Genomic DNA, 20,075 nt, shown 5'->3' with positions numbered 1-20,075 from the left:
TTTTTGAGCCACTGGCCGCTCTGCTCGTCAAAAGGGGATATCGATGAAACACCTTAACCGAACCGTCGCGCTCGGCGCGGCGCTTGCCCTGTTCACCGCCCTCACCCCGGCGCTCGCCGATGGCGTCGCCTATGTCAACAAGGGGCTGGTCGGCATCGGCCGCATCCCGGCCAGCCAGAAGGACAAGTTCGGCGAGACCTTCGGTTCAGGGTCCGGCATGGCGATCGACACCAAGTCCTGGGCGCGTGACGGCGCCGGCTACAAGGGCTCGCTCTGGCTGCTGCCGGACCGCGGTTACAATGTCGTCGGCACCACCGATTATCGCCCGCGCCTCAACACCATCTCGATCGAGCTGGCCCCGACTGCCCCCGGCGCGGCGCCCGCCGCCGGACAGGAACAGTCTGGCGTGAAAGCGACGCTCGCCGACACGATGCTGTTGACCGACGACAAGGGCGCCGACGCCACCGGCCTCGATCCGTTGAACGGCGTGCGCGAAGCCGCCAGCGACATGCCGATCCTGCCGCAGGCCGACAACGGCAAGCTGGCGTTGGATAACGAAGCGATCACACGGCTGGCGGACGGCACGATGTTCATCTCCGACGAATATGGCCCCAACATCTACCGTTTTTCGGCCGACGGCCACCTGATGTCGGCGACGCAACCGCCCGCGGCCCTTGTGCCGATGCGCCACGGCAAGCCGAATTTCGCCTCCGACAACCCTGGCCCGGGCGCCGCCGAGCCCGATCCGAAGGACCCGGAGACCGGCCGCCAGAACAACCAGGGGCTCGAAGGCATGTCGATGACGCCCGACGGCAAGTTCCTGATCGCCGTGCTGCAGTCGGCGGCCCGCCAGGACGGCGGCGATTCCGGCTCGACCCGCCAGAACACCCGCGCGCTGGTCTATGATGCTTCCGACCTCGCCCACCTCAAGCTGGCGCACGAATATGTCGTGCCGCTGCCGGTGTTCAAGGATCCCAAAGGCAAGACCAAGGTGGCCGCGCAGAGCGAGATCGTCGCGCTCTCCGACAAGAGCTTCCTGATGCTGGCGCGCGACTCGGGCAACGGCCAGGGTCTCAAGGGCGACGAGTCGCTCTATCGCAAGATCGAGATCGTCGACCTTTCCGCCGCCACCGATATCGCCAACGGTCCGTTCGACGCGGCCGACAAGCCGGTCGCGCCGAAGGGCGTGCTCGACCCGTCGGTGACGCCGGCCAAGCTTACCTCGTTCATCGACATCAACGACAAGGGCGAGCTCGGCCGCTTCGGCCTGCACAATGGCGCTCCGAACGACAAGGACAACCTTTCGGAGAAGTGGGAGGCGATGTCGCTGGTCTCCGTGCTCGATCCAAAGCTGCCCGACGACTATTTCCTGTTCGTCGCCAACGACAACGACTTCCTCACTCAGGACGGCTTCCAGGTCGGCGCTTCGTACAAGGCCGAGGATGGAGCCGACGTCGACACCACCTTCCTCGTCTATCAGGTGACGCTCCCCGGCCTGTCTGGGAACACTGTCGCCGGCCAGTAGGCGCTGACGGGCGATTGCCCGTCATCCCACTGATCCTGAAAAGGATGCATGACCATCAGGCCTGCGATACCATCGCGGGCCTGATTCATTTTCGGTGCTGCCATGGATGACAAGAAGCCCACCCGCCGGCGGACCGGCGACCTGACCAGCGGCCCCATTCCGCGCACGCTGCTTCTGTTCGCCCTGCCGGTGCTGGGCTCCAACGTGCTGCAGTCGCTGAACGGCTCGATCAATGCCGTCTGGGTGGGGCGCTTCCTTGGCGAGGCGGCGCTGACGGCGACATCCAACGCCAATCTGGTGCTGTTCCTGATCCTTGGCACGGTGTTCGGTATCGGCATGGCGGCGACCATTCTGGTCGCGCAGTCCGTCGGCGCCCGCGATCTGCCGGAAGCCAAGCGCATCGTCGGCACCAGCGCCACCTTCTTCTTCCTGGTTTCCGTGGTGTTCGCGGTCTGCGGCTGGGTCTGGGTCGACGCCATCCTCACCGGGCTCGGCACGCCGGCGGATGCCTTGCCGCTGGCGCGCGCCTACCTGCGCATCATCTTTGTCGCCGTGCCGATGATGAACCTTTTGTCCTTCGTCATGACCGTGCTGCGCGGCGCCGGCGATTCGCGCACGCCGTTTGTCTTCATGGCGCTGGCGGTCGTGCTCGACGTCGTGCTCAATCCCCTGCTGATCCGCGGCATCGGCCCCTTCCCCGAGCTCGGCATCGCCGGCTCGGCGACTTCCACGCTCATAGGCCAGACGGTCAGCGTGATCGCCATCCTGATCGTGCTCTATGCCCGCAAACACCCGCTGCGGTTGGCGGGCGCCGATCTCGCCTTGCTCAGGCCCGACCCGGCGCTGCTGCGCATCGTCGTCTTCAAGGGCATTCCGATGGGCCTGCAGATGATCGTCATCTCGGCCGCGGCATTGACCGTGATGGGCATCGTCAATTCCTATGGCTCGCAGGTCGCTGCCGCCTACGGCATCGCAGCCCAACTCTGGACCTATATCCAGATGCCGGCTCTGGCGATCGGCGCCGCCGTCTCCTCGATGGCGGCGCAGAATGTCGGCGCCGGGCGCTGGGACCGCATCGGCAAGGTCGCGGCGTCCGGCGTCGGCTTCAACCTGGTGCTGACCGGCGCGCTGGTGGCGCTGCTTTTCGTCTTCGACCGCGCGGTGCTCAGCCTCTTCCTCAGCAACGACAGCGCCGCGATCGACATCGCCGCCCACATCAACAGGATAGCGTCCTGGTCGTTCATCCTGTTCGGCATCACGATCGTGCTGTTCGCCACGGTGCGCGCCACCGGCGCCGTCATGCCGCCGCTCATCATCCTGATCATTTCGGTGTTGATCATTCGCACCGGCTTTGCCTATTCCATGCGCAGCGTCATCGGCCAGGAGGCGCTGTGGTGGAGCTTTCCGGCGGGCTCGATCGCTTCGCTGGTGCTGGCCGCCGCCTATTATCGCTTCGGCCGCTGGCGCACGATGCATATGATCGAGGATCGGCCGGCGGCGGGCGAGCCGCCCGACACCGGCCTTGGCGTGCCGCGCCAACGCGCGCAGCTCCTGCCGGAGACCGAATAGCCAAGACCTACCGTGCGTATCTGACGCCAAAGCCGAGCGCGACCAGCGAGAAGACGATGATCATGCCGGCAAAGGCCAGGCTTGCCACGGTGGCGCTCGCCAGGCTGGACAGGATGCCGATGCCGATCACCGGCAGCGCGTTGCCGCAGAAGCAGCAGATGAAGAAGGCCGACACCACCTCGGCGCGGCGGTCGGCCGGCGCGATCTGATTGACCACTTGCAGGCCGCCGCGATAGCCAAGCGCCGCCGCCACGCCGCAGACCGCCGTCGCGGCGATCATGAGCGCCATCGAGGCGTAGACCTGCGCCGCCACGATCAGCGCCACGGCGGGGATCATCAGCGCCAGCGCCGCGAGCATGGTGGAGCGGCTGGAGAACCAGGCGGTGCCGACGATGGTGATGGCCGCCACGCTCGACAGCTCGAAGAAAAGCCCGCCGGCTTCGGCATGATTGGTCACGTGCAGCTGCTGCGCGAGAATGCTCGGCGCCAGCGCGGCATAGAAGCCGACCAGCGCCATGGCGCCGAAACCGGTCACCGCCGGCGCCACGAACTGCGCGCGGATATCGTCAGGCACCGAAAGCCGCGGCCGCAGCGGGACGTCGGAGAACCGTCCAGGCCTGGAGACGGTTTCCCGCGTGCGCCAGATCAGCAGGGTGACGAGCCCAAGCAGGACGAGATAGACGGCAAATGTCAGCCTGAGCGGCCATGGCGCGAATTGGGCGAGCACCCCCGCCACGAGCGCGCCGGCCCCGAGGCCGACAAAGTTGGTGCTGGTGGCGATGACGGCGGCGCGCGACTTGTCCTTGCCTTCGATCAGTTCGGCCAGCCACGCGGTGCCGGCGCCTGCGCCGACGCCGATGCCGAGCCCGCTCAGGATGCGGGCGATGTCGAGCCAGGCGAGGTCTTCGGCGAAGAGGAACGACAACGCGCTGACCACCGCAACAGCCATCGCGGCAAGTGCGGCGGGGCGGCGGCCGACGGCATCCGAGAGACGGCCGAAAAACAGCAGCGCCGCCAGATTGCCGACCACATAGACGGCATAGACCAGCGTCAGCGTGATCTGCGAAAAGCCGAATTCCTGCTTGTAGATCACGTAGAGCGGGGTCAGCGCGGTGCTGCCGGCAAAGAGCGCGGCGATCATGGCGGCGACGGCGGCCTTTGCGGCGGCCCCGTCAAGTTCATTCTCACGCGTCATGGTTTGAGCGTCGCTGGCCATCGGCACCTCCGGCGTTGCAAGCCCAACGCCTATGCAATGACGGCTGTTCCGGTTGCCGAACGCCCTCCTGACAATTCTGGCAGGATGGTCAGGCGCAAAATCCTCTCGTAACGTCCGTCAGCCACCGAGGGAGGAATCATGGGCAAGGGACGGGTCGAGGCATTTACCGATGGCGTCGTCGCCATCATCATCACCATCATGGTGCTGGACCTGAAAGTGCCGCACGGCGAGGATTTTTCAACACTTCTGCCGCAGTGGCCGATCTTCTTCTGCTACGTGCTCTCCTTCATCAATGTCGGCATCTACTGGAACAACCTGCACAACATGTTCCACACCGTGCAGCGCGTCGACGGACGCGTGCTATGGGCCAATCTCAACCTTCTGTTCTGGCTGTCGCTGATCCCGGTGACCACGGCGTTCATGGGAGAGAACCATTTCGCGGCTGCGCCGGTCGCCGTTTATGGCATCGACCTCGCGCTCTGCGCCGTCGCCTACACCATCCTGGTCATCAAACTTCGCCATCTGCATGGCGCCGACACGACCTTCGCCAAGGCCGTCGGCCACGACAAAAAAGGCAAGATCTCGCTGGCGCTCTATATCGTTGCCGTGCTGCTAAGCTTCTTCAACCAGTGGATCAGCGTGGCGATCTATGTGCTGGTGGCGACCGTCTGGTTCGCGCCGGACAAGCGCTTCGAGCGGTTGGTGGAGAAATAACGGCTATTTCCGCATCACTTTCAGCTTTTCCGCCACAGAGGCGGCAAGATCGGCATAGCGTTCCTCCAGCCTTTCTGCCGCCTTGATGATCGGGAAGTCATGGCCGAACTTCTCCAGCGCCAGCCGCAGCTTTTCGGCGAAATCCGCCTGCTTCTCCAGCGCCGCGAACAGCGTTTTCACCTGCGCCTCGCTGATGTCGGGATTGGCGAGCATCTTCGGCACCTCGCGACCCATCTGATCGCCGTTGACGGTTTGCTCTTTCAGGATTCCGATCCAGTCGGTCAAATGCCGAACTCCTTTTTGGGACACCATGCGCGGCGGGCGCCGCCATGGTCAACCCGTTGCGGCCATCGCCGTCAACCCGTTGCGGCCATCGCCGTCAACCCGTTGCGGCTGTTGCCGTCAACCCGTTGCGGCTGTTGTTGCGGTCACATGCGGGACGAACCGGGCTTGCCTCGGCGACGTCCGGCGTTAAGTTCGGCCCGACCCTCATAAGGATGGAAACCATGACCAGCGACGCCCAGATCCAGATCGCCCTGCCCGCTTTCGCTTCCGGCAACGTCGCCGTCATCACTGGCGGCGCCAGCGGCATCGGCCTTGCCGCCGCAAAACGGTTCGCGGCGATGGGCATGAAGGTGGTGCTGGCCGATATCGGCGGCGTGCGCCTCGATCAGGCAAGAGAGGCGGTCGCGGCGATCGCCGGCGACGACGCCGTGCTCCCAATCCCCACCGACGTCTCCAGGGCGGAGGAGGTAGACCGGTTGGCGGATCTCGCCAACGGCGCCTTCGGCGCGGTGTCGGTGCTGATGAACAATGCCGGCGTCGGCAACAATCCGGGCAAGCCCTGGGAGAACCGCGACGCCTGGAAGCGGCTGCTCGACATCAATTTCTGGGGTGTCGTGCATGGCGTCGAGGCCTTCGCGCCGCGCATGCTCGCGGCGGGCAGGCCGGGCACGATCATCAACACCGGATCGAAGCAAGGCATCACCACGCCACCCGGCAACCTCGCCTACAACGTCTCCAAGGCCGGCGTGAAGACTTTTACCGAAGGGCTGGCGCACGCGCTGCGCAACGAGCCGGGAGCCAAGATGTCGGCGCATCTGCTGATCCCCGGCTTCACCTATACCGGCCTGACCGAAGGCGCGACGGAAAAGCCCGCCGGCGCCTGGACTGGCGAGCAGGTGATCGACTTCATGCTGGCATCGCTGATGGACGGCGACTTCTACATCCTGTGCCCAGACAACGAGGTGGCGCGGCCGACGGATGAAAAGCGCATGGCCTGGGCGATCGGCGACATCATCGAGAACCGCCCTGCTCTGTCGCGCTGGCATCCCGATCACAAGGACGCCTTCGCGGCCTTCATGGGCCGCTAAGCAATTCCAGGAAAAGTGCGTAGCGGTTTTCCGTCCGGAATTGCGCAAAAGCAAATATCTAGAGCGGTTCGATGTTTCTGCGAAACGCTCGAGCCGACCAGGCTCAGGCGGCTGCTTTCTTCTTGGAACCAGCCTTGCCCGCCACAGCCTTCTTCGCCGCCATCTCGGCAATCTTGCGGTCGTGCCGCTTGGCCGCCGCTTCGCATTTGTCGCGGATCTCCTCGACCTCCGATTCCGTCAGATGCTCGATGCCGATGAAGTGGTTTTGGGCGCGGCCGACCCGGATCAGCTCGTCGAGCTTGGCCTGGATCGCCGCGCCGTCGCGGTTCTGCGTGTTCTGGATCAGGAACACCATCAGGAAGGTGACGATGGTGGTGCCGGTGTTGATGACCAGTTGCCAGGTGTCCGAAAAGCCGAACAGCGGGCCGGTTGCCGCCCAGACCACCACGATCAACACGCAGACGGCGAAAGTCGGCGGCATGCCGGCGAGATGTGCCACCCAATTGGCAACCCTTGTGAATAGTTTCTCTATCATCTGGATCCCACAACAGGCCGCATCGGCGCGGCGCTCACAGGAAACAGACAGCCGCGGCTTCCGGTTCCAAGTCGTTGGATTTTCTCGCATGCGCGCGTCCACAATCGGCTGCACGCGAAAGGCGCGAACAGGGGAAAACACACCTTATTTGTTTGTTTGCGATAGTGCTGGTGCAGGCCGAAAGCCTGTTCCTTCCGCTTCACGGCGGTTTACCTCCAGCCCCTTCCGCTGCGCCACCCCCGCATGGCGGAAGGGGCAACTATTCCCGAGAGCGAAGCGTAATATCCAAGTAGCGCCCCTCAGCGCCCTCTGGCGCTCCGCCGCTGGTTCGCCTTTAGAGGGTGCCGTCTTCCCAACGATCGAGAAAGGCCTCGATCGGCACGGCCTGCATGTCGGGGATTGCGCTCGCCAATTTCTCGGGCGTCCAGTCCCACCAGGCGAGCGCCTCGATGCGCGCCGCGACGGCGGCCGCGAACCGCCGGCGCAGCGGCTTGGCCGGAACGCCGGCGACGATCGTGTAAGGCGCGACGTCATGCGTCACCACGGCATTGGCGCCGATGACGGCGCCGTTGCCGATCGCGACGCCCGGCATGATGACCGCGCCGTGACCGATCCAGACATCATGGCCGATGCTCACCGATTTTGCCTGGCGCCGCGCGCGGAATTCGGTGTCGACGCCCAGCCAGCGGAAATATTCGTTGGGCCGGTAGCTGATCTTGTGCTGCGTCAGCCGCTCGATCGGATGCTCGAGCGCGTTGATGCGGCTGTTGGCGGCGATCGAGCAGAACTTGCCGATCGTCGTGTAGATCGCCTCGGAATGGCGTTCGAAATAGGAAAAGTCGCCGACGCTCACTTCGCGCAGGATCACCCGCTCGCCGATCGAGGCATAGCGGCCGAGCTTGCACGCCTTCAACTCCGCGGTCGGATGGATGCGCGGCTCGGGATCCTTGAGGACGAGGTTTTCAGGGCGGTCCATGACGCGGCTTTACGCCGGCAGGGACGCTCCCGCAAGCGCGGCCTGTCCTCGGCGAGGCCTATCGGGACGCTATTGCGGCTTGCCCTTGGTCCAGACCACGTTCTGGCCGTAAAGCGGCACGGTCGTGACCGACATCTTCGCCGAGCCGTTCTGCACCTGGCGCGAATGCGACAGATAGATCAGCGTCTCGTTCTTCTTGTCGTAGATGCGGTTCACCACCTGCTTCTTCCAGATCAGGCTGAGGCCCTGCTTGAACACCTCTTCGCCGCCCTCGCTCATGTCGATGTCGCCGATGGTGATCGGCCCGGTCTGGCGGCAGGAGATCGAGGAATCGGAAGGATCCTCGAACCAGTTGCCCTTATGCAGCCGGTCGATGATGCTGCGGTCGAAATAGGCGACATGGCAGGTGACGCCGTCGACCTTCGGGTCCTTGATCGCGTCGATCATGATGTCGTTGCCGATCCAGTCGACGCCGACTTTACCCACTTCGTCAGCCATGGCCGCGCTGGCGCTCAGGGCAAGACAGGCGGCGAACAAGCCGATCAATTTTCGCAAGGAGGCCTCCTCGGTTCGGTTTTTGCCGATGTCAGGTGGGGCAGGATCGTGGCGTTTACAAGCCGATCGGCCTGTCCGGCCGCTTGCGGCAACGCGACATCTTTGCGCGCCCGGCGCCGACCCGCTAAGACTGTCGCCGAACCTGGCTTCCAGCCAAAGCAATGGACATTCACTGATGATGCGTTCAATCCTGGTCGGCATTCTCGTCCTGATGGCGGCGGGTATCGGCTGGCTGACATTCGACTGGTACCGGGGCCATTATGGCGGCGAGCCCTTTGGCGCGCCCTTCACGCTGGTCGACCAGAAAGGCGCGCCGATCACCGAAGCGGCGTTCAGAGGGCACCCGAGCGTCGTGTTCTTCGGCTTCACCCATTGCCCGGAAGTCTGCCCGACGACCCTGTTCGAGCTGGCCGGCTGGCTGAAGACGATGGGCGACAGCGGCAAGAACCTCAACGCCTATTTCGTCACCGTCGATCCGGAGCGTGACACGCCGCAGACGATGAACACCTATGTCAGCAACTTCTCCGACCGCATCACCGGCATCACCGGCGATCCGGACAAGGTGCATGCCATGGCCAAGGCCTTCGGCATCTACTGGAAGAAGGTCGACACAGGCGACGGCGACTACACGATGGACCATACGGCTTCGGTGCTGCTGCTCAATGCCAAGGGCGATTTCGCCGGCACCATCGCCTATGGCGAGAGCGCCGACACTGCTGTCGCCAAGCTGAAGCGGCTGGCAGCGGGCGGGCAAACATGATGAGCCAGACCCGGCTCCATCTCACTGCCAACAAGGTCGAGGCCGACCGTATCTTCGCGGCGCTCGACGCCGCTTTCGAGGATGACGGCCTGCCGATCGCCGTGCTGGAGCTCGACGAGGAAAAAGACATCCACGAAGTGTCGCTCTATGCCGATGGCGACGTCGATCCCGTCGAAGCGCGGGTCAAGGATCTCCTCGCCGGTCTCGGACTGCCGAAGCCCGTCGCGCGCGAGGTCCTTCCCGACGTGGACTGGGTGTCGCGCTCGCTGGAAGGCTTGAAGCCGGTGTGCGCCGGCCGCTTCCTGGTCCACGGCTCGCACGACCGCGCCAAGCGCCACGCCGGCGACCTCGCCATCGAGATCGAGGCCGGCCTTGCCTTCGGCACCGGCCATCACGGCACCACCGCCGGCTGCCTAGAAATGCTGGAGCAGGTGGTGCTGCGCGAGCGGCCGCGCAACGCGCTCGACCTTGGCACCGGCAGCGCGGTGCTCGCCATCGCGCTCGCCAAGCTCGCGCATATCCCGGTGCTGGCGACCGACATCGATCCGGTCGCCATCCGCGTCGCCGCCGCCAATGCCCGCCTCAACCATGTCAAGGCGCTGGTCGAGACGGTGACGGCGCCCGGCTTCCACAATCCGATCTTCGCCAGGCGCGCGCCTTTCGACCTCATCGTCGCAAACATCCTGGCCCGGCCGCTGATGCGGCTGGCGCCGGAGATGGCCAAGCATATCAGGCTCGGCGGTTCGCTCGTGCTCTCCGGCATCCTCGACCGGCAGCGCGACGCGGTGATCTCGGCCTATGTCGGCCAAGCCTTCCGCCACGTCCGCACGCTACATCGCGAGGGCTGGGTGACCATCCACCTCAAGCGCTGAGCCTGGCAAAATCCAGCCTGTCTGGCCCTGCCGAAATCGATTCCGGTTTGAGGGTCTATGCGCTACGCTCTCGGCTCGCATTCGAGGGAGACGCCAAAAATGTTCCAGACCTTTGATTCCGCTGGCGATCCGGCCGTCGGCAAGCCGCGCGTGGCGCTGCTGCGGCGATGGCTGTCCGAGAATGGCCTCGACGGCTTCATGGTCCCCCGCGCCGACGAGCATCAGGGCGAATATGTCGCCGACCGCTCGGCGCGGCTGAAATGGCTGACCGGTTTTTCCGGTTCGGCCGGTGTCGCCATAATCCTGCGCGACCGCGCCTTCATCTTCGTCGACGGCCGCTACACGCTGCAGGTGCGCAACGAGGTCGACCTTTCGATCTTCACCATCGAGAGCCTAATCGACAATCCGCCGGCCGCCTGGATCAAGGACAATCTCGGCAAGGGCGCAAGGCTCGGCTTCGACCCCTGGCTGCACACGATCGGCGAGATCAAGGCGCTCAAGGCATCGGCCGAGCAGTCCGGCGCCACTTTGGTGCCGCTCGACAAGAATCCCATCGACATCATCTGGAAGGACCAGCCGGAGCCGCCGCGCGCGCCTATCGAAATCCATCCGCAAAACCTCGCCGGCGAGCTCGCCAAGGACAAGCTGGCTCGGCTGGCGGGCGCGATCGGAAAGGACGGCGCCACCCACGCAGTGCTGACCGATCCCTCTTCGATAGCCTGGGCCTTCAACATCCGTGGCGGCGACGTGCCGCATACGCCGCTGGCACTCGGCTTCGCAATCCTGGCCGCCGACGGCAAGCATCAGATCTTCATGGACCAGCGTAAATTCCCGCGCCAGGTCGCGGCCTACCTCACGCAGTTGGCTGACCTGCACGATCCAGGCGAATTCGAAGCCGCAATCATCGAGCTCGCCAAGGGCGGCGCGAAAATCGCGCTCGATGCTGTGCTGGCGGCGGACAAGCTGAGGATGCTGGTCGAGGACAATGGCGGCACCGTCGTGTTGGCCGCCGACCCGGCGCGCATACCGCGTGCCACCAAGAACCAGGCCGAGATCGCCGGCAGCCGCGCCGCGCATCGCCGCGACGGCGCCGCGGTCGCCAAGCTGCTCTGCTGGCTGGATCGCCAGAAGCCCGGCTCGCTGGACGAAATCGCCGTCGTCACCAAGCTCGAGGAAGTGCGCCGCCAGACCGGCGAGGAAACGCAGATGCCGCTGCGCGACGTCTCCTTCGACACGATTTCCGGCGCCGGCCCGAACGGCGCGATCATGCATTACCGCGTCTCGCGCGCCACCAGCCGCAAGCTTGAAAGCGGCGAGCTGTTCCTGCTCGATTCCGGCGGCCAGTACCAGGACGGCACCACCGACATCACCCGCACCGTGCCGATCGGCCAGCCGACCGAGGAAATGCGTGAACGCTTCACCCTCGTGCTGAAGGGCATGATCGGCATCTCGACGCTGCGTTTCCCTGCCGGCACCCGCGGCTCGGAGATCGACGCCGTCGCCCGCGTGGCGCTGTGGAAGCATGGCTGCGATTTCGCCCACGGCACCGGCCACGGCGTCGGCTCCTACCTTGCCGTGCATGAAGGGCCGCAGCGCATCGCCCGCACCGGCACCGAAAAACTGCTGGCCGGCATGATGCTGTCCAACGAGCCGGGCTATTACAAGGAAGGCGCCTACGGCATCCGCATCGAGAACCTGATCCTGGTCACGCCTGCGGAGCAGATCGAAGGCGGCGACATCGCCATGCACGGCTTCGAGACGCTGACCCTGGCGCCGATCGACAAGCGGCTCATCCGCAGCGACCTGCTGCATCGGGACGAGCTGCAATGGCTCGACCGGTATCACGCCTGGGTTCTGGCCGAGATCGGCCCGATGGTCGACGGCGAAACGCTGGCCTGGCTGGAAAAAGCCACCGCCCCGCTGCCGCACGACGCGAAGATTTGAGGCAAGCTTCTTTCTCCCGTTCACGGGGAGAAATGCCCGGTCCACCCTCCGTAGCTGCAGCGCAGCTGCTGCGGAGGACGGGCAGGCAGTGAGGGCAGCGCCAACCATTCAGGATGGAAAGCTAACCCATAAACTGGCGCGCGATAATCAACACCGCCGCGCCGGCCAAAAACATCGCCATCAGTCCGCCGCGCAGCGATACCAGCACGGTGACGATCAGCGCCGCCCATTCGGCCGGTCCGGCATGCAGCAGTTCCGGCGCGACGAGCGTCGTCAGCACCGCCGCCGGAACGGCGTTGAGCCCGGCCTCGACGCGCGGATGGATGGTCTCGAAGCGCGAGATGACGAGATGGCCGCCGACACGCGTGAGATAGGTGGCGACGGCGCCGGCGAGGATGATCCAGAAGGTCGTGCTCATGGCCGCTTGCCCACGCCGCTGTGGTGTGGCGGCAGGATCACCGCCAGGAGGACGCCGGCGACCGCGCCGATCGAGACATGCCAGGGCGAGCCGACGGTTCTGTAGGCGATGATCGAGGCGACGGCGCTGGCGGCGACGACGGGTGCCCACAGCGGCCGCTTGCGGAAGCCAAGCACCAGGCCGAGGAAATAGATCGGCAGCAGGAAATCGATGCCCAGCGCATGCGTATCCGGGATCATCTTGCCGAACACAGCACCCAAGCCGCTTTCGATCACCCAGAACACGTAGACCGGCAGGCCGAGACCCAGATACCAGACGAAACCGACAGGACGGCCGGACTCGGCCCTTGCCTCCGCGATGGCATATTGCGGGTCGGTCAGGATGAAGTAGCCGAGCGCCTGCTGCAGCACGGGCCAATGCGCGATACGCCTGCCGATGCCGGCCGAATAGAGCACATGGCGGAAATTCACCGCGAAGATCGACAGCACGATCAGCCATGGCGCGACATGCTGGCCGAACAATTCGATGCCGACCATCTGGCTGGCGCCGCCATAGATCATGGCGCTCATCAAAAAGGCTTCGAGCACGGAGAAACCATTGTCGACGGCGATCGCGCCGAACAGGATCGCGAACGGCGCCGAGGCGACGACGACCGGCATGCTCAATCGCACGCCGTCCCAGAAATCGCCGCCGGTCCTGCCTCCGGAGATTGCTTCCGCCGCCATCAGCCGCTCCTTAAGCATGTCGCCCAGAAGTGCGCAGCGGTTCTGGGACAACGACATGCATCAACCAAAGACTTAACGCGCGTCACCTGAATCCGCTCAACGAGACGCGCTTTAAGAGCGGCCTCATTTAGGGAGCGTCGCTTTCAATGTCACACCAATTCGCCTGACCCAATGATCAGCGGAACTGATCGCTGGCGTTGCAAAGCGTTGGAAGTTCTCCACGCCTCAGCTGCCGAAATAGCGCTGCCATTCGAAGTCCCTGATGTGCGACGCCTGCCAAGGGATTTTTTGTCCGCCCCTATTGTCGAACGATCGCGCCCTGGCGCAGAGATAGTATCGGGCCTTGCAGCAAAAACCGAGGGGAAATGAATGGTCGTCTTTGATTTCACCGGCAGGCATGCGGTCGTCACCGGAGCGGGCGGCGGCATGGGCGAAGCGATCGCGCTGGCGCTGCTCGATGCCAGCGCCTCCGTCACCGCCATCGATAGCAAGCCACGCCCAGCCTCGCTTGCCGCCTATGACGACAGGTTGACCTTCGCGCAGGGTGATTTGACCGACGCCGCTTTCGTCGAACAGGTCATCGGCACCGCCGGCCGCGAGCGCGGCGGCATCGACTATCTCGCCAATGTCGCCGGTGTGCTGTGGTTCGGCCGCGACAAGTCTGCGCTCGATATGGACCTCGATGTCTGGGACCAGGTCTTCAACATCAATTTGAAATCCTTCGTGCACACCGCACGCGCCGTCGTTCCTTACATGCGTTCCGGCGGCCGCGGCGGCGCCATGGTGCATTTCTCCACCATCCAGTGGTATCGCGGCGACCCGAACCCGCAGGACGCCTATCAGGCGTCGAAGGCCGGCGTGTGCGCGCTGTCCAAGTCGCTCGCCATGCAGCTTGCCGGCGACGGCATCCGCTCCAACGCGATCTGCCCCGGCATGGCGCTGACGCCGCTGCAGGCGCGCTGGGACACCGAGGAGAAGCGCGCCGCCGTGGCGAGCTATGCGCCGCTCGGCCGCATCGGCACGCCGCGGGACATGGCGAACGCGGCGCTGTTCCTGTTCTCGGATGCCGCGAGCTACATCACGGGCATCGAACTCGCCGTCGACGGCGGCCTGCTGATGCGGATGTAAACCCTGGCGGCCGCCGGACGACGGCGTCAGGCCGCCACGGCCGTGCCCTGGATCGCCCTGCCCCAGTCGAGCAGCGGCCTGGCGCCAAGCGTGAAATCAACGAGATCGTCGACCAGCGCCGGCGAGTGGATCGTCGACGGATCGATGTCGTGCCGGACGACGAAATGCCGGTTGCGCACCGCCTGGGCGAGATCCTCGTCGCCGACATCCTCGAAACCGCGCGGCGCGCGCTTCAGGCGGTCTTCCGGATCGAGTGCCAGGCCGGCCTTCTCGAGCGACGAGACCATGCCGCGGAACGCGGCCGGCTTGGTCACGATCGCCTTGCGCATCGCCTGCAGCAGTTCGGGCGCCGGCTGCCACCAGGCCACACCGGCAAAGCAGCGCTCCAGCCCGATATGCACATAGAAGACCCCTTGCGACATCTTGCTGCCGTCGGGCGAGAGGATCGCCGACAGGTGCCGGTTGTAGGGCCGCTTGTCCTTTGCGAAGCGCACGTCGCGATTGATGCGGAAGAGCGATTTCTTGCGGTCGCCGCGCAAGCCGAGCTTGGCCGCCTCGAATCGCTCGCTGAGCGTCTCGACCAAATCGCAGAACGGCCCGTGCAGCTCGCTGTCGAACAGGTCGCGGTTTTCCTGGAACCACTCGCGGCTCTGGTGGAAGTCGAGCGCCTTGAGGAACGGAATGGCCTTCTGCCCAAAACCCTTGAACGCGCCAGTCATCAGCCGGCCCTGCCGATGCGCTGCAGCCAGGTATCCTCGTCGATCACCTCGATGCCGAGGTCGCTTGCAACCTTCAGCTTCGAGCCGGCGCCCGGACCCGCCACCACCAGGTCGGTCTTGGCGGAAACCGAGCCCGCGACCTTGGCGCCGAGCCGCTCCGCCATCGCCTTGGCTTCGGATCGCGTCATCTTTTCCAGCGAGCCGGTGAACACCACCGTCTTGCCGGAGACTTCGCTGCCGGCCGAGATTTCCATGACGTAGGGTTTCGGATGAACCTGCGCGAGCAAGGCATCCAGCACATCGTCATTGCGCTCATTGCCGAAGAAGTCGCGCAACGCGTTGATCACCGTGTCGCCGATGCCGTTGATCGACGGGAAGATGGTGTGCGGGTCTTCCGCCTTCGCCGTCTCCTTGCCGACGCGGATCAATTCCTCGATGGTCGAGAACTGGCGGGCAAGCACGGCCGCGGTTGTCTCGCCGATATGGCGGATGCCGAGCGCGAAGATGAAGCGGTCGAGCTGCGGTTCGCGGCGCGCGTCGATGGCCGAAAACAGCTTGTCGAGACCTTCATAGTTGCGCTCCTCGACGCTGCGCACATTCTTACGTGCCTTGCCCGAGGCTTCCTCGCGCAGCCGAGCCTGCTCCTCGCGCCGCTCGGCCAGCGCCTTGGTGACGGCCGGGCGGCGATCCTTCAGCGTGAAGATGTCGGCGGCCGTCTTCACCAGCCCCGAATTGAAGAAGAGGTCGATGTTTTCCGCGCCCAAGCCCTCGATATCGAGCGCGCCGCGCGACACGAAGTGGCGCAGCCTCTCCACGGCCTGCGCGGCGCAGATCAGCTCGCCGGTGCAGCGCCGCCGCGAATCCTCCTTGCCCGTCTTCTCGTTGATCTCGCGCGTCGCCGGCGAGCCGCAGACCGGGCAGGTATGCGGGAATTCATAAGGCACCGCGCCGGCCGGCCGCTTGTCGATGACGACGCTGACGATCTGCGGGATGACGTCGCCTGCCCGCTGGATGACCACCGTGTCGCCGATGCGCACGTCGATACCGTCGCGGATCGGCTGGCCGTTGCTGTCGAAACCCTTGATGTAGTCTTCGTTGTGCAGCGTGACGTTCTCGACCACCACGCCGCCGACTGTGACCGGCGCCAGCCGCGCCACCGGCGCCAGCGTGCCGGTACGGCCGACCTGGATGTCGATCTTCTCGACCGTCGTCATCGCCTGCTCGGCCGGGAATTTGTGGGCGACCGCCCAGCGCGGCTCGCCGGTGACGAAACCCCAGCGGCGTTGCAGCTCCAACTGGTCGACCTTGTAGACGACGCCATCGATGTCGTAGCCCAACGAGGAGCGCTGCTCCTCGATGCGATGGTAGTGCGCGATGAGTTCGTCGATCGACTTCGCCCGCACCATCAGCGGGCTGACCTTGAACCCCCACTCGGCGAATTTCTGCACCGAATCGTACTGGGTGGGAGCCGGATCCGTCGTCGTATAGCCCCAGGCATAGGCGAAGAATTTCAGATTGCGGCTGGCGGTGACCGACGGGTCCTTCTGGCGCAGCGATCCGGCCGCGGTGTTGCGCGGATTGACGTAATCCTGGCCGCCGACGGCCGCCGAACGCTGCTTCAGCGCCTCGAATTCGGCATAGGTCATGTAGACTTCGCCACGGATTTCGATTGTCTCCGGCCAGCCCGACCCCTTCAGCGTCTTCGGGATATCGGCAATCGTCTTCAGATTGGACGTGATGTCCTCGCCGACGGCGCCGTCGCCGCGCGTCGCGCCCTGCACGAACACGCCGTTCTCGTAACGCAGCGAAGCCGACAGCCCGTCGATCTTCGGCTCGGCGGTAAAGGCGATATCGAGGTCCTTGTCGCGGTCGAAGAAACGCCGGCCGCGCTCGATGAAATCGGCAACGTCCTGGTCGGTGTAGGCCTTGGCGAGGCTGAGCATCGGCACCGCGTGCCGCACCTTGGTAAAGCCCTCCGCGGGCGCGGCGCCAACCCGCAGCGACGGCGAATCCTCACGTATCAAGCCAGGAAAATGCTCTTCAAGAGCGAGGTTGCGCCGCCGCAGCGTGTCATATTCGGCATCGGTGATCGTCGGTGCATCCTCGGCATGATAGCGCCGGTCATGCTCGGCGATCTCCGCCGCCAGCCGCTTCAGCTCCTCCGCGGCCTCGCCTTCGGTCAGCGATTCGACTGGTTTTTCCGACATGCATTGATCCCTGGACTGTGGCGCGCCACTATAAATCAGGATTCGCTGCGAGGGAGTCGGGTTGCGAAGAAATCGTTGCTGAACAGCGGGATGCAGCCATCTGCTGACTCAGCCTGCCAGCGTCCAGAAATCTTAAGCCGCCGCGGTATTCTCGCGCAACAACCGCTCCGCCGCGGCGCGGGCCTCGTCGGTGATGGTGGCGCCGGCCAGCATGCGCGCGATTTCTTCCTGGCGCGCGGCGCGGTCCATTTCGACAATACCGGTGGCCACACGCTCCTTGCCGCCGGATTTCGAGATCAGGAAATGCGTCGCGGCGCGTGCCGCGACCTGCGGCGCATGCGTGACCGAAAGCACCTGCACCCGCTTCGACAACCGCGCCAGCCGCTGGCCGATGGCGTCGGCCACCGCGCCGCCGACGCCGGTATCGATCTCGTCGAACACCAGGGTCGGCGCCGAGCCGCGATCGGCGAGCGCCACCTTCAGTGCCAGCAGGAAGCGCGAGAGCTCGCCGCCCGAGGCGACCTTCATCATCGGCCCCGGCCGTGTGCCTGGATTGGTCCGCACCCAGAATTCGACCTGGTCGATGCCTTCTTCCATGCGGCTTTCGGCATCGCTTCCCATCTCGACGATGAACTCGGCCCGCTCGAGCTTGAGCGCCGGCAGTTCCGCCATCACCGCCTTGGTCAGTCCCCCAGCCGCCGCATGGCGCAGCGACGAAAGCTGCGCCGCGGAAATATCGTAGGCCTCGCGCGCCGCGGCGGCCTGCTTGGCCAGCGCGTGCAGCCGTTCCTCGCCGGCATCGAGATCGGCAAGATCGGCCACCATCGTGTCGCGCAGTTGCGCCAGATCGTCGACCGCGACACTGTGCTTGCGAGAGGCGGCGCGCAGCGCAAACAGACGCTCTTCCGCCTTCTCCAGACGCTGCGGATCATATTCGGTGGCACGAAGCGCTGCTTCCACGCCAGACTGCGCGGCGTCGAGCGAGATCATCGCTTCATCGAGCGATTTGACCACATCGTCGAGCAGGCCGGGCGCTTCGCTGGACTTGCGCTGCAGCCGCCGCAACAGGCTGGCGAGCTGCGGCAAGGGCGAGGACGGCCCCGACAGCACATCCTGCGCATCATGGATTTCGGTGGCGATCTTTTCGACGCGCATCATCGTCGCGCGCAATTCCGCAAGCTCCGTTTCCTCGCCTGGCTGCGGGTCCAGCTTTGCGAGCTCGGCGACGGAAGCGCGCAGATAATCGGCCTCGCGCGCCGCCGCCTCGACCTTGGCACGATGCCGCGAAAGCTCCTGCTCGCAGTTTCGCCAGTACCGCCAGGCTTCGCCCGTGCCGCGCACGGCGCCCAGATGGCCGCCGAAACTGTCCAGCAATTCGCGATGTGCGCCGGGATCGACCAGCGCCCGCTCGTCATGCTGGCCGTGGATCTCGACCAGCGCGCGGCCGACATCGCGCATCAGGGTGACGCCGGAGGGCTGGTCGTTGACGAAGACGCGGGTGCGGCCATCGGCCGTCTGCACGCGGCGCAGGATGATGTCACCATCGTCCTCGATATCGTTCCCGGCGAGCAACGCGCGTGCCGGATGGTTGCGCGGCACGTCGAACACGGCGATGACCTGGCCTTGCGCGGCGCCATGGCGGACGAGCGAGGCATCGCCGCGGGCGCCAAGCGCCAGCGACAACGCATCGAGCAGGATGGATTTGCCGGCGCCGGTTTCGCCGGTCAGCACCGAAAGCCCAGGCAGGAAGTCGATGTCCAGCTTCTCGATCAGGACGATATCGCGGATCGACAGTCTGGACAGCATCGCAAGCTTCAGGCGCCGGTGATCAGCTTCCCGGCCTTGGAAATCCACGACCCGGCATTTTCGCGCGGTTCAAGCCCGTTGCTCTGCAGGAGCTTGTAGGAATCCTTGTACCACGAGCTGTCCGGATAATTGTGGCCGAGCACCGCCGCGGCCGTCTGCGCTTCCGAGGTCAGGCCCATCGCATAGTAGGACTCGGTCAGGCGCGCGAGCGCCTCCTCGACATGGCGGGTGTTGGAATAGTTTTCGACCACGGTGCGGAACCGCTTCACCGCGGCGATGTATTCGCGACGCTCGAGATAGTAGCGGCCGATCTGCATCTCCTTGCCGGCGAGCTGGTCGTTGGCGAAGCGGATCTTGTCCTTGGCGTCGCCGACATATTCCGAGTTCGGCCAGCGCGTCACCAGATCCTGCATGGTCTGGATGGTCTGGCGCGCTTCCTTCTGGTCCTGGGTGACGTCCTTGATCTGCCGATAGTAGCAGAGGCCGATGATGTACTGCGCGTAAGCCGCGTCGTCGGTCGAGGGATAGAGGGTCAGGTAGCGCTTGGCCGAACCGATCGCCTCGTCATAATTACCGGCGCGGTAGTCGGCGAAAGCGCCCATCACCATCGATTTGCGGGCGAATTCGGAATAGGGATGCTGGCGGTCGACCGCGTCGAACTTCTTGCTCGCCTCGTCGAGGCGGCCGGCATTCATGTTGGCCAGGCCCTGGTTGTAGAGAACGTCGGCCGGCTCGGTCTGGTCGACATAGGTCGCCAGGTTGACATCCTTCTCGGAGGACATGCAGGCCGACAGCACGAGCGCGGGAGCAATCACCGACAGCGCCAGCAAAACACGCCGACGCGGCGTTGCCGATTGACCAACTCGCGAAAAAAACATGTTTGGATTCCGCCCCTTCGGCGTCGTTTCGGTCCGGCCGAAGCCATAAACCATTATCCCCTTGCCCGGCAACGCTATGTCCGGCCAATCGCACATTTTTGTGGCAAGCCCACGCTATGGCGAAAGCCGCGCGTTTTGACACCCCTGTGATGCAG

Annotated in this window: 19 protein-coding genes; 8 read left to right on the top strand and 11 right to left on the bottom strand. The window is 64.9% G+C overall.

Going from position 1 to position 20,075, the window contains the following annotated elements:
* The first annotated feature begins 43 nt into the window (after window positions 1-43).
* A complete protein-coding gene (locus FJ424_RS14380; RefSeq protein WP_140655033.1) occupies window positions 44-1,525 on the top strand; it encodes an esterase-like activity of phytase family protein in 1,482 nt (493 codons plus the stop codon).
* A 102-nt stretch (window positions 1,526-1,627) separates the two neighbouring features.
* Window positions 1,628-3,094 (top strand): MATE family efflux transporter, encoded by a 1,467-nt coding sequence (locus tag FJ424_RS14375; protein ID WP_140655030.1) that lies wholly within the window; start codon window positions 1,628-1,630, stop codon window positions 3,092-3,094.
* A gap of 7 nt (window positions 3,095-3,101) precedes the next feature.
* Here FJ424_RS14375 and FJ424_RS14370 read toward each other — a convergent pair whose 3' ends face one another.
* A complete protein-coding gene (locus FJ424_RS14370; RefSeq protein WP_140655028.1) occupies window positions 3,102-4,310 on the bottom strand; it encodes an MFS transporter in 1,209 nt (402 codons plus the stop codon).
* Window positions 4,311-4,448: 138 nt separating this feature from the next.
* Between FJ424_RS14370 and FJ424_RS14365 the strand changes: the two genes are divergently transcribed.
* Complete coding sequence (locus FJ424_RS14365) at window positions 4,449-5,024, top strand: TMEM175 family protein (protein WP_140644099.1); 576 nt, start codon at window positions 4,449-4,451, stop codon at window positions 5,022-5,024.
* Between the two features lie 3 nt (window positions 5,025-5,027).
* On the opposite strand, the gene FJ424_RS14360 is transcribed toward FJ424_RS14365, so the two are convergent.
* Window positions 5,028-5,309 carry a hypothetical protein gene (locus tag FJ424_RS14360; RefSeq protein WP_140644096.1) on the bottom strand — a complete coding sequence of 94 codons (282 nt, stop codon included), beginning with the start codon at window positions 5,307-5,309 and terminating at the stop codon, window positions 5,028-5,030.
* Window positions 5,310-5,530: 221 nt separating this feature from the next.
* Here FJ424_RS14360 and FJ424_RS14355 point away from each other — a divergent pair, with 221 nt between their 5' ends.
* Window positions 5,531-6,397 carry an SDR family NAD(P)-dependent oxidoreductase gene (locus FJ424_RS14355; protein ID WP_140660005.1) on the top strand — a complete coding sequence of 289 codons (867 nt, stop codon included), beginning with the start codon at window positions 5,531-5,533 and terminating at the stop codon, window positions 6,395-6,397.
* A 103-nt stretch (window positions 6,398-6,500) separates the two neighbouring features.
* Here FJ424_RS14355 and FJ424_RS14350 read toward each other — a convergent pair whose 3' ends face one another.
* The 3 genes from FJ424_RS14350 to FJ424_RS14340 form a co-directional block, all read right to left on the bottom strand.
* On the bottom strand, window positions 6,501-6,932 hold the full coding sequence (locus FJ424_RS14350) for a low affinity iron permease family protein (protein WP_181183375.1): 432 nt from the start codon (window positions 6,930-6,932) through the stop codon (window positions 6,501-6,503).
* Window positions 6,933-7,266: 334 nt separating this feature from the next.
* On the bottom strand, window positions 7,267-7,908 hold the full coding sequence (locus tag FJ424_RS14345) for a DapH/DapD/GlmU-related protein (protein ID WP_140657407.1): 642 nt from the start codon (window positions 7,906-7,908) through the stop codon (window positions 7,267-7,269).
* Between the two features lie 69 nt (window positions 7,909-7,977).
* On the bottom strand, window positions 7,978-8,406 hold the full coding sequence (locus tag FJ424_RS14340; protein WP_140644341.1) for a CreA family protein: 429 nt from the start codon (window positions 8,404-8,406) through the stop codon (window positions 7,978-7,980).
* Window positions 8,407-8,638: 232 nt separating this feature from the next.
* Between FJ424_RS14340 and FJ424_RS14335 the strand changes: the two genes are divergently transcribed.
* The 3 genes from FJ424_RS14335 (at window position 8,639) to FJ424_RS14325 (ending at window position 12,039) form a co-directional block, all read left to right on the top strand.
* Window positions 8,639-9,223 (top strand): SCO family protein, encoded by a 585-nt coding sequence (locus FJ424_RS14335; protein WP_140644089.1) that lies wholly within the window; start codon window positions 8,639-8,641, stop codon window positions 9,221-9,223.
* Window positions 9,223-10,095 (top strand): 50S ribosomal protein L11 methyltransferase, encoded by an 873-nt coding sequence (locus FJ424_RS14330; protein WP_140657543.1) that lies wholly within the window; start codon window positions 9,223-9,225, stop codon window positions 10,093-10,095. The genes FJ424_RS14335 and FJ424_RS14330 overlap by 1 nt, the downstream gene beginning before the upstream one ends.
* 99 nt (window positions 10,096-10,194) lie before the next feature.
* Window positions 10,195-12,039 carry an aminopeptidase P family protein gene (locus FJ424_RS14325; RefSeq protein ID WP_140657409.1) on the top strand — a complete coding sequence of 615 codons (1,845 nt, stop codon included), beginning with the start codon at window positions 10,195-10,197 and terminating at the stop codon, window positions 12,037-12,039.
* A gap of 121 nt (window positions 12,040-12,160) precedes the next feature.
* Here the strand turns inward: FJ424_RS14325 and FJ424_RS14320 are convergent, their stop codons facing one another.
* Entirely contained in the window at window positions 12,161-12,457 is a 297-nt protein-coding gene (locus tag FJ424_RS14320) for an AzlD family protein (protein ID WP_140644085.1), read from the bottom strand.
* Complete coding sequence (locus FJ424_RS14315) at window positions 12,454-13,182, bottom strand: AzlC family ABC transporter permease (RefSeq protein ID WP_140644082.1); 729 nt, start codon at window positions 13,180-13,182, stop codon at window positions 12,454-12,456. The genes FJ424_RS14320 and FJ424_RS14315 overlap by 4 nt, the downstream gene beginning before the upstream one ends.
* A 369-nt stretch (window positions 13,183-13,551) precedes the next feature.
* Between FJ424_RS14315 and FJ424_RS14310 the strand changes: the two genes are divergently transcribed.
* A complete protein-coding gene (locus FJ424_RS14310) occupies window positions 13,552-14,310 on the top strand; it encodes an SDR family NAD(P)-dependent oxidoreductase (RefSeq protein ID WP_140657411.1) in 759 nt (252 codons plus the stop codon).
* Between the two features lie 26 nt (window positions 14,311-14,336).
* Here FJ424_RS14310 and FJ424_RS14305 read toward each other — a convergent pair whose 3' ends face one another.
* The 4 genes from FJ424_RS14305 to FJ424_RS14290 all read right to left on the bottom strand — a co-directional run bounded on the left by FJ424_RS14305 (window position 14,337) and on the right by FJ424_RS14290 (window position 19,920).
* Window positions 14,337-15,029 carry a TIGR02453 family protein gene (locus FJ424_RS14305; RefSeq protein ID WP_140657413.1) on the bottom strand — a complete coding sequence of 231 codons (693 nt, stop codon included), beginning with the start codon at window positions 15,027-15,029 and terminating at the stop codon, window positions 14,337-14,339.
* Window positions 15,029-17,236 (bottom strand): NAD-dependent DNA ligase LigA, encoded by a 2,208-nt coding sequence (gene ligA, locus FJ424_RS14300; RefSeq protein ID WP_140657415.1) that lies wholly within the window; start codon window positions 17,234-17,236, stop codon window positions 15,029-15,031. The genes FJ424_RS14305 and ligA overlap by 1 nt, the downstream gene beginning before the upstream one ends.
* A gap of 132 nt (window positions 17,237-17,368) precedes the next feature.
* Window positions 17,369-19,042 (bottom strand): DNA repair protein RecN, encoded by a 1,674-nt coding sequence (gene recN, locus FJ424_RS14295; protein WP_140657417.1) that lies wholly within the window; start codon window positions 19,040-19,042, stop codon window positions 17,369-17,371.
* Window positions 19,043-19,050: 8 nt separating this feature from the next.
* Window positions 19,051-19,920, bottom strand: coding sequence for an outer membrane protein assembly factor BamD (locus FJ424_RS14290; RefSeq protein ID WP_140657419.1), 870 nt, complete (start codon window positions 19,918-19,920; stop codon window positions 19,051-19,053).
* Window positions 19,921-20,075 lie beyond the last annotated feature (155 nt).

It is taken from the genome of Mesorhizobium sp. B3-1-8 (assembly GCF_006439495.1).
GTDB lineage: Bacteria > Pseudomonadota > Alphaproteobacteria > Rhizobiales > Rhizobiaceae > Mesorhizobium.
The sequence above is the reverse complement of the archived record's forward strand: the minus strand, read 5'-3'. Positions and strand labels throughout refer to the sequence as shown.

What these genes read in the sequence shown, in the direction of transcription:
- FJ424_RS14380 (WP_140655033.1), top strand. Translation starts at nt 44, where the DNA reads ATGAAACACCTTAACCGAACCGTCGCGCTCGGCGCGGCGCTTGCCCTG.
- FJ424_RS14375 (WP_140655030.1), top strand. Translation starts at nt 1,628, where the DNA reads ATGGATGACAAGAAGCCCACCCGCCGGCGGACCGGCGACCTGACCAGC.
- FJ424_RS14370 (WP_140655028.1), bottom strand. Translation starts at nt 4,310, where the DNA reads ATGGCCAGCGACGCTCAAACCATGACGCGTGAGAATGAACTTGACGGG.
- FJ424_RS14365 (WP_140644099.1), top strand. Translation starts at nt 4,449, where the DNA reads ATGGGCAAGGGACGGGTCGAGGCATTTACCGATGGCGTCGTCGCCATC.
- FJ424_RS14355 (WP_140660005.1), top strand. Translation starts at nt 5,531, where the DNA reads ATGACCAGCGACGCCCAGATCCAGATCGCCCTGCCCGCTTTCGCTTCC.
- FJ424_RS14350 (WP_181183375.1), bottom strand. Translation starts at nt 6,932, where the DNA reads ATGATAGAGAAACTATTCACAAGGGTTGCCAATTGGGTGGCACATCTC.
- FJ424_RS14345 (WP_140657407.1), bottom strand. Translation starts at nt 7,908, where the DNA reads ATGGACCGCCCTGAAAACCTCGTCCTCAAGGATCCCGAGCCGCGCATC.
- FJ424_RS14340 (WP_140644341.1), bottom strand. Translation starts at nt 8,406, where the DNA reads ATGGCTGACGAAGTGGGTAAAGTCGGCGTCGACTGGATCGGCAACGAC.
- FJ424_RS14335 (WP_140644089.1), top strand. Translation starts at nt 8,639, where the DNA reads ATGATGCGTTCAATCCTGGTCGGCATTCTCGTCCTGATGGCGGCGGGT.
- FJ424_RS14330 (WP_140657543.1), top strand. Translation starts at nt 9,223, where the DNA reads ATGAGCCAGACCCGGCTCCATCTCACTGCCAACAAGGTCGAGGCCGAC.
- FJ424_RS14325 (WP_140657409.1), top strand. Translation starts at nt 10,195, where the DNA reads ATGTTCCAGACCTTTGATTCCGCTGGCGATCCGGCCGTCGGCAAGCCG.
- FJ424_RS14320 (WP_140644085.1), bottom strand. Translation starts at nt 12,457, where the DNA reads ATGAGCACGACCTTCTGGATCATCCTCGCCGGCGCCGTCGCCACCTAT.
- FJ424_RS14315 (WP_140644082.1), bottom strand. Translation starts at nt 13,182, where the DNA reads ATGGCGGCGGAAGCAATCTCCGGAGGCAGGACCGGCGGCGATTTCTGG.
- FJ424_RS14310 (WP_140657411.1), top strand. Translation starts at nt 13,552, where the DNA reads ATGGTCGTCTTTGATTTCACCGGCAGGCATGCGGTCGTCACCGGAGCG.
- FJ424_RS14305 (WP_140657413.1), bottom strand. Translation starts at nt 15,029, where the DNA reads ATGACTGGCGCGTTCAAGGGTTTTGGGCAGAAGGCCATTCCGTTCCTC.
- ligA (WP_140657415.1), bottom strand. Translation starts at nt 17,236, where the DNA reads ATGTCGGAAAAACCAGTCGAATCGCTGACCGAAGGCGAGGCCGCGGAG.
- recN (WP_140657417.1), bottom strand. Translation starts at nt 19,042, where the DNA reads ATGCTGTCCAGACTGTCGATCCGCGATATCGTCCTGATCGAGAAGCTG.
- FJ424_RS14290 (WP_140657419.1), bottom strand. Translation starts at nt 19,920, where the DNA reads ATGTTTTTTTCGCGAGTTGGTCAATCGGCAACGCCGCGTCGGCGTGTT.